11 protein-coding genes are annotated in these 12,140 nt (G+C 35.9%); all 11 read right to left on the bottom strand.

Features of this window, described 5'->3' with window-relative positions:
• Positions 1-47 precede the first annotated feature (47 nt).
• The 11 genes from AC0L7T_RS06505 to AC0L7T_RS06455 all read right to left on the bottom strand — a co-directional run bounded on the left by AC0L7T_RS06505 (position 48) and on the right by AC0L7T_RS06455 (position 12,140).
• A complete protein-coding gene (locus tag AC0L7T_RS06505) occupies positions 48-1,298 on the bottom strand; it encodes a hypothetical protein (RefSeq protein WP_473341687.1) in 1,251 nt (416 codons plus the stop codon).
• A 9-nt stretch (positions 1,299-1,307) separates the two neighbouring features.
• Positions 1,308-1,991: a CatB-related O-acetyltransferase gene (locus AC0L7T_RS06500; RefSeq protein ID WP_473341686.1), complete on the bottom strand. Its 684-nt coding sequence runs from the start codon at positions 1,989-1,991 to the stop codon at positions 1,308-1,310.
• Positions 1,979-3,349 (bottom strand): lipopolysaccharide biosynthesis protein, encoded by a 1,371-nt coding sequence (locus AC0L7T_RS06495; RefSeq protein WP_473341685.1) that lies wholly within the window; start codon positions 3,347-3,349, stop codon positions 1,979-1,981. The genes AC0L7T_RS06500 and AC0L7T_RS06495 overlap by 13 nt, the downstream gene beginning before the upstream one ends.
• 37 nt (positions 3,350-3,386) lie before the next feature.
• Positions 3,387-5,759 (bottom strand): GumC family protein, encoded by a 2,373-nt coding sequence (locus tag AC0L7T_RS06490; RefSeq protein ID WP_473341684.1) that lies wholly within the window; start codon positions 5,757-5,759, stop codon positions 3,387-3,389.
• Between the two features lie 15 nt (positions 5,760-5,774).
• On the bottom strand, positions 5,775-6,572 hold the full coding sequence (locus AC0L7T_RS06485) for a polysaccharide biosynthesis/export family protein (RefSeq protein WP_473341683.1): 798 nt from the start codon (positions 6,570-6,572) through the stop codon (positions 5,775-5,777).
• A 455-nt stretch (positions 6,573-7,027) separates the two neighbouring features.
• Positions 7,028-7,735, bottom strand: coding sequence for a sugar transferase (locus tag AC0L7T_RS06480; protein ID WP_473341682.1), 708 nt, complete (start codon positions 7,733-7,735; stop codon positions 7,028-7,030).
• A gap of 328 nt (positions 7,736-8,063) precedes the next feature.
• Positions 8,064-8,756, bottom strand: a complete 693-nt coding sequence (locus AC0L7T_RS06475) for a sugar transferase (RefSeq protein WP_473341681.1) — start codon at positions 8,754-8,756, stop codon at positions 8,064-8,066.
• Between the two features lie 215 nt (positions 8,757-8,971).
• A complete protein-coding gene (gene hemE, locus AC0L7T_RS06470; RefSeq protein ID WP_473341680.1) occupies positions 8,972-10,015 on the bottom strand; it encodes a uroporphyrinogen decarboxylase in 1,044 nt (347 codons plus the stop codon).
• Positions 10,016-10,133: 118 nt separating this feature from the next.
• The gene (locus AC0L7T_RS06465; protein ID WP_473341679.1) at positions 10,134-10,682 is read right to left on the bottom strand and encodes a hypothetical protein; all 549 of its coding nucleotides are present in this window, start codon (positions 10,680-10,682) and stop codon (positions 10,134-10,136) included.
• Positions 10,683-10,825: 143 nt separating this feature from the next.
• Positions 10,826-11,362 (bottom strand): hypothetical protein, encoded by a 537-nt coding sequence (locus tag AC0L7T_RS06460; protein WP_473341678.1) that lies wholly within the window; start codon positions 11,360-11,362, stop codon positions 10,826-10,828.
• Positions 11,363-11,624: 262 nt separating this feature from the next.
• Entirely contained in the window at positions 11,625-12,140 is a 516-nt protein-coding gene (locus AC0L7T_RS06455; RefSeq protein ID WP_473341677.1) for a hypothetical protein, read from the bottom strand.

Here is a 12,140-nt window from a genome sequence, read left to right as displayed (position 1 = left end):
AGCCGTTAATAGATAAAAATAGGTATTATAAAAAACTGAAAAGGTTCTTAGTTTAAGGCAACTTTAATAGCGTTATCTGACAAATTTCTCAGATCCTTAGAATATCCAATACCTACACAAACCCATAAAAGGATGTAATTCAAATCAGTGTTAAATACATTGAGTGGATACAAGGATAAAATCCAAAGAATAATCCAAATACCTGCCACCTTGGATAATAAATTTTTAGAGAAAAATAAAGCCATAAATGCTGAAGGAATAGCCATAAGCAACATCAGCCCCAGGTGAACAACACCTCCTTTCAGAATAATATTCAAATAATCCGTTTCAATCATGAATCGGTACCCAGAGGTGTCATTCATATCAATATTAGGACACCAATACTTTCCATTTATTCCCCTTCCAATTATCCAGTCTACCGCTTCAAAATCTCTAGCCATGGCTATTTCCACCCCCGTGCGGGTATCCTCTAAACCTCTTTCATTCAATTCACTGAAATAAGTGTATTTGTTTTCTCTATAGAAATTGGGTCCATATACCGCCACCACTCCTAAAAATAGGGCAAGAACGGCACTCATAACCAATTTATAATTTGATTTAAAGTAAAAAATAACAAGAAATAAAAACATATGGGCAACGGACAACACCATTATAGCCCTCCTTGCCTTATAGGTAGCAATCCCAATAATCAACAAAAGTACAATAAAGGCAATAAAATTCCTGAATTTACTGTGGTAAATATAAGTTAAAAGCATAAAAGATATCGGAACTCCAAGATGCTTGTAGAAACCTTCAAAAGTGAATTTTTGTGCTACGTTTTCATCATAATGGGCTAATACCAAATCCATAAACATGAGGTTCAGCAAAAGGAAGGCAATACCATAAATAATAATGACATCAAAAATTCTGGAATAAAACTTTAAATTTTTGGGTATTAGCAATATTAGAGGAAAGAAAAGCTTAATAAAGCTTGAAAAAAACAGCCTTTTGGTAAATTCATAAGTGTATACGTATCCATGAAATAAAATAAAAACGGAGTATATCAAATATATCACCAAAGTGATTCTTAGAAAGTAATTTTTAGTGGTAAACTGAACGGTACTCCCCACCGAATAGATCATTCCCAAAATCGCGATTGCCTGAACTAGCTGAATCACTTTGATCATACCAGTGGCATGGGTGGCTGTAAGTGCCGATCCAATTCCATATACGGCTATGCTGGTCCAGAAAATAAGCATTTTCTTGTCCAGATCAGTCGTAAACCTCCTGTACATCAATATTTGACTAGATGAATCCATTATATATTCCTATTTATCAGCTAATTTAGGGGCTACATTTATGAATTTTTCAACATCAAAAAACAATTCTTCAACTTTCTTCAAGGTCTCCTCATCACCATCCCACCATTTTGACTTAAGTAATGCCTGTATTGTATCATCGTCAAATCTGTATTTCATGATTTTTATTGGACATCCTACTGCAACAGCATAGGGTGGAATGTCTTTACTAACCACAGCACCGGCTCCGATTACAGCCCCGTCTCCTATAGTCACACCATCCAATATAGTCACGTTCGCTCCGATGAACACATCATTTCCTATGGTCACCGGAATCAATTCCTGAATCTTACTCACTTTAGAATAAGTAAACCCAACCTGCTTATAGGGGGAATAAAAGGCCGGAGAAGTAGAAATACCATCAATTGGATGAATTCCCCACCCAGACACCAAATTGGGTCCGATGGAGCAAAATTTACCTATGTTAGTATTGTAAATCCTGGCATTTAGGGAAATATAAGTTCCCTTTCCCACTACGGTATTGCTTAGCATGTGGTATTTATAAACCCGCGCTAAAGGATCAATTTTACAATTAATAAGATTGCTACCTAAAATTTCCCAATGGACCTTTTCGTTTTTTGCTGCAATTTTTGCTAAGAGAAAAAGGTTTGAAAAAAAATTTCCTATCGCCTTGAATATTTTTATTCGTTCCATATGTTTTTTGCAGTTTTATTAAGAATTTTATGGGTTTGTATAGAAAAAACAATCCCCATAACTCCAAAAATAAGGGTACTGGCCATGGTAATACCTACTAAACCAAACCATTTCCCAAGCACGATAGCCAGTGGAATGTTGATCAAGGCAGTTGCAGATACCAAGTACAATTGCAATTTAATTTTCCCAATTCCATTAAGAAAAAAGACGTGCATGGTTTGCCATATCGCTACCACTACATACAAACACATGGCTGCAGACAATGCAAAAGGGATCTCCACAGAATCTCCTACCCAAATTTTGTACAAATAAGGAGAAGCAAATAAGACAGCTACTGAGACCAAAATGGCCAAAAACCAGATTTTTCTCATCTTATTAAGGGTGGTTTTGATCCAATCATATTCTTCCTTAACATAAGCATCTGTAAACGCACTCCACATAGGTGTCACTACAATCCCAAACCCCATCGTCACGACAGCAAATAATTTAAAAGCGATATTGAATGGCGTTACTTCTTCTGGTCCGAACAACTGTGTAATAATCACATTATTTGTACTAAATAAGACCAGGGCACCAATTTGAATGACAAAAAATTTAGCTCCTAAAGACATTAAATCTTTTGCCAGACTGAAGTCTACCATTCTAAAAGAAGGTGCAAATCTTTTGTATTCATGGGAGTAAAACCAGATACTAGAACTAATCAATACCAAAACAGGCGTGAAACTAAGCGCAGCTCCTAAATAAACTAAATTCCCCTCCGTTGTTTTAGTAAGCACGAATATCACCATCAAAGAAAATAAACTGCCTAGAAAATTGAATAAAGATGCTTTGGCAGGCTCTTGATTGGCGGTAAGAACAGTGGTTATTAACTTGAGAACAAACTGAAGACAAAAGAAAGTAAATACTATAAGGGCTACTACTCGCAGTTCATCTCCCAATTCAGGAGAAGTATTTAAAATAGATGCCCAATTCAAAAGCGGGTTAATGCCCAAAAATATCAAGAGCAATGTTCCAATAATAATACTTAAAATTGCATACGTTGTACTTACGTATTTTTTGGCCAGATCGTATTTCCCCTGTGCCATACTCTCCGCAAATTTGTTACGTAATCCATGACCAAAACCTATGTCAAAGAAACCAAACCAAGCCACCATTGAGCTTAAGGTAAGCCATATTCCATAGCTTGTTGGATTGACATAATTGATAGTCAAAGGAACCAAAATCAAACTGATGGCAATACTTCCCCCTTTAATTACAAATGAAGCAAGAATGTTCTTTTTTGCTTTTACACTTCTTTTATGCCCTTTATTAATCGCTTTTGTTAAGGATAAGTAAAGGGACGAAATTTTATTTCTCATATGAAAAAATTCTTTGTTCCTCCCACTAAAAATTAGGTCAAACTTTTTTGGTCATTTTGTTATAAACAGCACGTTTCTTCTTTTTGATATCACCCTTTTGGTAATAATCATAACCATAACTCAATTTAGTTTTTCCATCGTTGAGCACAATGACAAGATTTTTTAATTTTTTCTCCTTATTAATATCATTGACATAGGATATTGTATCCGTTGTAGTATAATTATACCTCATAATGTAGGTAGTGAGGTCTGAAAATCTGGATAGGGAAAAAGCGTCTGCCACTTGCCCTACCGGTGCAGAATCGATAATGATGACATCATAAATCTCTTTAAGCTTGTCCATAAAATAACCCACCTTCGGCAAAAGCATCAACTCAGAAGGGTCATCAGGAAGGGTACCGCAACCTATTAGATCAAGATTCCCTGGAAGTTTATCATTTTTCACAATTACATCTGAAACCGTCATGGATTCACTTTGTAAATAATCGGAAATTCCAATATCACTTTCCATTCCCAGGTATTCCAATAGCAATGGTTTTCGTAGATCAAATTCAAGAACAACCACCTTTTTATCAGCCAAACTCATGCTCACACCTAGATTGAGTGAGAAAAAGGTTTTGCCTTCTCCACTGGAACTGGAGGTCACCAAAATTATTTTTTTATCCTTATTAGGCAGTGCAAATTGAAGATTGGTTCGAATTAGTCTGAACTGCTCAGCTACCGGAGTTCTTACGCCTTTTGAAATAGCTATTGGTACTTTCTCATTGTGGTGGGAAACCTCCCCTAAAATCGGGACATTTGTTTGGGAAGTGACATCTCTCTTAAGCTTGATTTTAGTGTTTAATTGGTGGTATATGAAAACCATTACCAATGGTCCGCCAAAACCCAAAATGAAAGCGAAACCCAAAATCAAAATCTTATTTGGTTTGGTAGGCGTACCTCCAGCCATGGCTGGATCTATAATCCTGGAATTACTCACCGTAGTGGCTGCCAGAGACATAGAAGCTTCCTCTCGTTTTTTTACTAAATATTGAAAATGATCCTGCTTTATTGCTTGTTGGCGATTTATCTCCAATAATTGCCTTTCAATTTCGGGTACTTTTCCGCTTTGAATTTCAACTTCCGTAGTTCTGGCCAATAAATTATCTCTAGCAATTTGCACACTGGATTTAATGTTTTTAATGTTTTCCAGTATGTTTCTTTTCATCGAATTCAACTGCTGATCCTTCTCTAATACCAAAGGATTACCTGGCTGGGTTGTCCTTAGCATACGTTCCCTTTCACGTTGCAAATCATTGAACTGCCTGATGTTTGTCATCAAGGTTTGATCTTCTATATTCAGTGAACTGGATACTGCTTGGAAATTATCTTGTTGATCTTGAAGGTATTTTTCTATGGAGGTTAACACATCCAATTGAATGGAATAATTTGCAAGTTGCTCTTTTCCCTGATTAAAGCTTTCAGCATATTGAAGTGCATCTGAACTCAGTTCAGTGATCTTGTTTTGCGTCTTATATTCTTCAACTTGGGATTCAATTTGCCTTAAGTCATTGGTAACAGAGTCCAATTGCTTTTTTATAAAATCGATGGTGTTTTTTGCCGTTTGATTTTTATTCATCATGGCCTCCCGATTGTACGCTTCGATCAGGTTGTTCATAACCAGCATCCCTTTCTGTGGTACAGGATCAGTAAAACTCAATCTCAGCACACTGGCAAGTTTATTCACTATCATCACATCCAGTTTACCACTATACCTGCCTGGCAACGCATAAGGGTTGTTGAATAAAATAATTAAAGTGCTGGGATACTCCATTTTTTGTACGCGTTCTATTCTCAGTTCTCCAAATGGGAAAATTAATTTTTCTCCAAATTGATGGCTGGAAGTTCTTTCCTCTTCATCTTCCAGACGGAACGAAGTAGAATCAAGTACATGGACTTTAAACTTGGTAAGCATTTCTTTATCAAAGAATGCTGCCGAATCATAGCGATCCAATTTCACATTGATGGGTACCTGAGCACCAAAAATTTCCTTGTCTCTGAAGATATTGTCTTCTACATAATAAGAGACATTAAGATCGAGATCCCGAATAGCTTCATACATCAGACTTACCGATTTGAGAACTTCAGCCTCATTTTCAACGATTTTCACCGATTGATAAGTTTCCAACTCAGAATAAATTGCATTCTGCGAAAAATCGGAACCCTTACTGCTATTAATCAATATGGTTGCGCCAACTGGATATTCCGGCGTCGCATATTGAAAGTACGTATAGGCCAACCCAAAACAAAGCACCACACCGATCAAGTACAAATACCAAAATTTCAGGTATTTCATGATCAAGTATTTATAGTCTGTGTTTTCAACTTGTTTGGGTTGAAAATCATCCATCAGCATATCTGACATTTTCATATATTAAGTCTAATTCTAGTCTAGGTAGAAACGTAGGTTGAACAACAATGACACGCCAATAGAAACCATTAATCCAAGTACGGCAAAGTTCCGCTGGTTGGTGCTGGCCTGTACAGCTTTAATTCTGTCTGGTTCAACATACACCACATCATTTTGATGCAACATAAAATAAGGGGAGTTCAGGATATCTTTGTTGTTAAGGTTAAGTCTTACTACTTTCCTAACACCATCTTCATCTCTAATTACCAATACATTTTCTCTTTTCCCATACTCAGTCATGTCTCCAGCCAATCCCAACGCTTCAAGAATAGAGATTCGGTCTGTTTCCAGAGAAAACGTATTCGGTTTGGACACTTCTCCAATTACCGTAATCTTAAAATTAAGATACTGCACGTTGACTATTGGGTCTTTTACATATACACCCAATCGCTGTGCCATTGTGTCGATTGCTTCTTCTTTGGTAAGTCCTTCTAAAACTACCATGCCAAGAACAGGGAAATTTACCTGCCCGCTTTTGTCCACCAAATACCCTTCGTTGATTGGAACGGCAGCATTCATCATTCTTTCGTTATCAGAAGATGACATCACTCCAGCATTAAACAACAAATTGGACTCGGCATTCAAACTGCTAACGGTAATTTTTAATAAATCTCCTTTTTGAATCGTTGGATCTGGGTAATCAACAATTTTCGTTGAGAAATCTGATTCTGAGTCGATGTCACTAAAATAGACTAGATTCCTTTTCGAACATCCAAATAATCCCGAAACGAGTAAAATAAAAGCCAAACTTTTGAATAGGTTCATGTTTTTCATTTGCTATTGAAATTGTTTATCGATATAACCTGATGAATTATCTTAATTGGGGAGAAAGCTAAAAATTTATTTTGCTAAATAATCCTTTAAACAACTCGCAAGTTACTTAATTATCAGAAGAATATGAACTGGGAGGAATAAATTTAATTCAATTAAACTCATCCTTATTCTTCTTTGTACCCCTTAAAGCCTTAAAAAAACCATGACACATTGGACTTGAATTTCATGAAGTAGATGTATTTTATCTTTTAATCGATTTTTGAATAGATAAAATGCATTTTTTCCATTGCTGCCATTTCTTCCAAATTTCTGATTTTTAAAATCCCCTTCCCCTATATATTGTGAAGTAAACTTGAAATAAAATTCACAATTTTTTAAAAATTCGTTATTTAAAGACTAAAATTTGGTTTAGGGTTTAAGCTGAATAACCCTTTTGCTGTTTAGAAATTTAAAACCTAGTACGCTTTATCACTCTTGGTCATTAAAGAAACAGCAGTATCAATGATAATCTTAATGTCAAAAATTAGACACCATTTTCTAACATAAAAGAAGTCCAATCTGAACCTGGAATACAATTCATGATAGTTAGAAATCTCACCTCTAAAGCCTTTACTCTGAGCAAGCCCAGTGATGCCTGGCTTAACCTGATGGCGAGACATAAAATTATCTATTTCTTTTGCAAACTCGATATTCATAGGTACAGCCTGAGGTCGTGGCCCCACAATTGACATGTCGCCCAAAATTACATTTATAATCTGTGGCAATTCATCAAGACTTGATTTTCTTAAAAATTTACCCAATCGAGTAATTCTTGAATCATTCACTGTAGCCTGTTTGAAATCAGCATCTTTGTTTTTTACCATTGATCTAAACTTATAGCAATAGAACAATTCATTGTTTCTTCCATGTCTGAGTTGTTTAAAAAACACACTGCCTCTGGAATCCAATTTGATCAAAATAGCGATAATTGGAAATAACCATGAAACAACAAAAACAAGCGTAAAAAAAGCGATAGCCAAGTCAAAAACCCTTTTCATCAATCTTTTACTGTAATTGTCCTTTTTACCATACAGAATTCCGATTTCTCTTGGTTGTTGCGCTTTAACAAAATTTTCCTCCCCTAAGGCTCGACCAAATTTTTGGTCTACTAAAACATCTTCCATCTCTAACAATCTTTACGAATCCTCTCGAAAACCTTATTACCTATTTAAAAAACATTAATGTATATTTGAAATACATTTTTACAAATATATAAAGCATTTTTCACAATGCAAGGTTTTAAAAGAAAAATTTCAAATAAAAAACTTTTATCTGTATTTAAAATTCATTTTTATGGTATTAAAATAAACCTCAAGAAGGTAAAGGATAGGGAAATAATTCATTCAGCTGCACATTGAGTGTGTAAAAAGTAAGCTCATTCTTATAAAAAACATTTCCTTTATCTCCTCTACCGAGATCAAGAATAGCTTTTTCTTTTAGTATTGAGGCGGATCAGTATGCAGCTTTATTCTTACTAAAAATAGCGCCGATAGTCCAAAACATAATTTTAAAATCCAATGCAAGAGACCAATTCCGGACATAAAAGTGATCCAACTTAACCCTTCCATATATGTCATGAAAACTCAAAATCTCCCCTCTAAAGCCTCTTGTTTGTGCCAATCCCGATATGCCTGGCTTTACCGAATGCCTAAACATATAATTGCTTATATCAGAAGAAAACAAATAATTCATCGGTACAGCATGGGGCCTTGGTCCTACAACCGACATATGCCCTATTAAAACATTTAAAAATTGTGGGATTTCATCTAAACTGGACTTTCTCAAAAATTTACCAAATTTCGTTACTTGATAGTCCTTCTTCGAGGATGGTTTATTGTCATTATCCTGAACTTTAATTATTGTTCTGAATTTATAACACCGAAAAGTTTTATTACCTCTGCCGTGCCGCAGTTGCTTATAAATTATGGGCCCTTTAGAGTCAATCCTAATTAGGAAGGCAATGATTGGAAACAACCATGGCATAATAAAAGCTATAAATAGCAATGAGAAGATCATGTCAAAGCCCCGCTTCACCATTAAATTAAAATTATCACTTAGGAAAATTTTTCCTTCGGGAGTGATATAACCACTGAGTCTATTGGGTAAAAACACCGGCTCGCCCCTTTTTTGCAAAAATTTTTCCATTATAATGATTTGTAAATCACCTGCCTAAAAGTTATAAATCGTTTTATTGTATTTGAAATACAATAAAGCAAATGTATTCAGCATAAGTGGATTAAACAAATTTTTAGAAAGATTTAAAATTAGCCCCCTTAATATTGCAAAAGGTCCGCCATTAGAAATCAATCCGGCGAACCTTAATTAACCATTTAAATTTTGCTTTTATGCAAAAAAACCCTTTAAACCTTTTGTAATGCTGTAGAATATTCCTTTACTGTATGTATAAATAGTTTAACCTTATCTGGGGAAATATCAGGATATACGCCATGACCCAAATTGGCTATATGTTTGTCTCCTTTGAACTGATCAAGCATTTTTCTGGTTTGCGCGACCAAAATTTCATCTTCCGCATATAAAGCCGCAGGGTCCAGGTTACCCTGCAACACTTTCTCACCATTCATTTGCTTACTGACTGTAGCTACGTCCATGTTCCAATCCATACCCACCACTTCACAAGGGAGATTTTTAATATCGTCCAAGGCAAAATAGGCGCCTTTGGCAAATACCGTAACCGGCACCTCCGTAATGGCTTCACATATACGCCTTATGTATTTCATCGAAAATTCACGGTATTGGTAAGGAGGTAAGATACCCGCCCAGCTATCAAATACCTGAACCAAATTTGCTCCTGCTACGACTTGAGCTTTCAGGTATTTGATTGTGGTTTGAGTAATCATTTCTAAAAGCTGGTGTGCCAATTTAGGATTTTGATATAACATTGCCCTGGCTTTGGAAAAGGTCTTACTTCCTGATCCCTCCACCATATAGGCAAAAATAGTCCAAGGAGCACCTGCAAACCCTATCAATGGGACTCTGCCATTCAATCCTTTTTTAGCCAATCTAATGGCTTCTAATACGTAATTTAAAGAATCATCTGGATCTGCAATTTGCAAACGTTTTAAATCTTTGGCAGATCCAATGGTGTCAGGAAACCAAGGTCCCTTCTTCTCTATCATTTTATACGGCAATCCCATGGCTTCTGGAACAACCAAAATATCCGAGAATATAATCGCTGCATCTACTCCCAAAAGGTCCACAGGCTGGATGGTTACCTCGGCCGCCAATGCAGGGGTTTGAGCCAACTCAATAAAACCACTTACACTCTCTCGAACAGCTCTGTATTCTGGCAATATACGTCCTGCCTGACGCATCAGCCATACTGGAGTTCTTTCTACTTTCTCTCCCTTGATGACCCGTAAAAGTAAATCATTCTTTATTTGCATGCCACAAATATAATCCAACTTACCACAAAAAAGAAAAACAGGACTTAAACAATGCAGGCCATTTCTGAAAAGACAGAAATGGCCCTAAAATCTATAATACAAAAATTGTTTGAAATTCTTAATCCAATTTTAAAACATCCTCTTCACTTACACCTAATGCATTTGTAACCGCCTCATAATCATTAAGGTCAATTTTAGCATTGCTTTGTGCATAGACACCAGGCAAATACACAACTCTAAACACTTGTCCCAAGACCGCCTCCTCAGGCAAGGTGGAAAATTCCACATTACTGTTAATAAATATACTGAGAAAGTTAGAGGTAAATTGATATCCATATTCAACTATTGTTCCTCCTTCATAATAATCCGTTAGAGGCACTGCTCTCCAAACTGGATCATCCTCGAAATACCCAACCAATTTAAATACCAGCAAGTTATCACTGGGTTCTATTTCAAATCCTAAGACAACAAAATAATCATTTTCTTCAGTAAAATCTATTTGCGTCTCTATCACCAGGTTTAGTAATGATAGTCCATCTTCTCCATCTACTCCATCTACTCCGTCAACCCCAGCTACTCCTGGGGGTCCTTGAGGCCCTTCTGGGCCTTCACATGCTGGTAGAATCATCACAGCTACCATAGCAATTAGGTATACAATTTTTCTCATAAAATAAAGTTTATCTTTGGTATATCAACATGAGGTTTATGAAAGATAATGTGTAAAATCCCTAATTACAACAAAACATAAAAAAAAACAGCTTACTGAGAAGTAAACTGTTTAGTCAAGTCAACAATGTGTTTCAACTGGTTTTAATTCAAACGCAGTCGTTGGATATCTTTTTCATCTACCCCCAACATCTCCAAAACTGCATTTTGATCTGAATAATCCATTTTCAAGTCTATCCTGTCAGCTGGTAATATTAAAACCCTGAAAATCTGACTGTCGGTATAGCCAGCCTCTAAGGTGTTAAGATTGAAATCACCAGTTAAAAAAATGGAATAATCGTAAAAAGTGAAATCATAATCATAAGTGAAAATACCATCTGTATGAAATACAACCTGGGGAATTAATCTCCAAATATCATTGCCATCCTGGTCCAATCCTCCTAATCTATAAATCAGCACCTTATCAGATTCCAATATATCAAATCCATATTCACCTCTAATTCCAAAATTACCAGCTTGCGTAAAATCTCCTTCTATCTCAAAAACTTCGCCCACGATATTTGTTCCGTCTGCACCTGAAGGCCCCATAGGCCCAACGGGACCTTCACAGCTCCACATAACAAAGGTTGCCACAAATACCAAAACTGACTTCATACCTAATAAACGATTGTTCCTATTCATAATTTTTAATTTAATTACCCATTTTATTTATAGAATCCAAAACCATACCAAATCTATTATTTTTTGGTAAATTCATTTTGACATATAATCAACTGTATTTTTTTCATATTACTTACTAAACAATAGATCGAAAAACATTACCGGCCTATCAGGACTTGTACCTATATCTCTTTACAGGCGATATTTAGCAATCGCCATTCTATATCATGTGATAAAACCACTTCTTGAGAATGGAAAAAAAATCCCATTGTCATATCATGATTTAAGAACCTACTGGGGCCCAAACTTCAACATAATTACTCGAAATTATTTTATCAATGAAGATACCATTAAGCGTTAACCCATTTTCCTGGGCAAACGCTTGAATAGCCTTCTTCGTTTTATCTGGCCCTGGCATAACAAAGCGACTCATTTCCAAAGTAGCAATAATCACCCGATGACATTCCACAGATTGCTGCATCCATGGTGAAGGCAAGCTTTCATCCAATACATCGGATTCATATCCGATAAAAACATGTAAAGAATCTCTTTTCCCTTCAGGTTCTTTATAGTAAATCGTATGCAAAGGATTGTTTTTTCGTGCAAGCTCTACTTCTCGAAAATATTCCCCTATCGCATCATCCTGAGGTATACCCTCAAAATCCACACCTACCAAATTCAAATCAGAGCAATTCCCCAGCTTTAAATCAATAGGCTTAAAACCTCCCAAATAAAAATAAACTGAAACAAGAGCAAGTAACGAGGCACCTAAAAACGGCACAATGATTTTCCCTTTCAT

The organism is Cyclobacterium sp. 10D3-21, from assembly GCF_055809755.1.
Note: the sequence above shows the minus strand (reverse complement) of the source record. Positions and strands in the feature narration are given on the sequence as shown.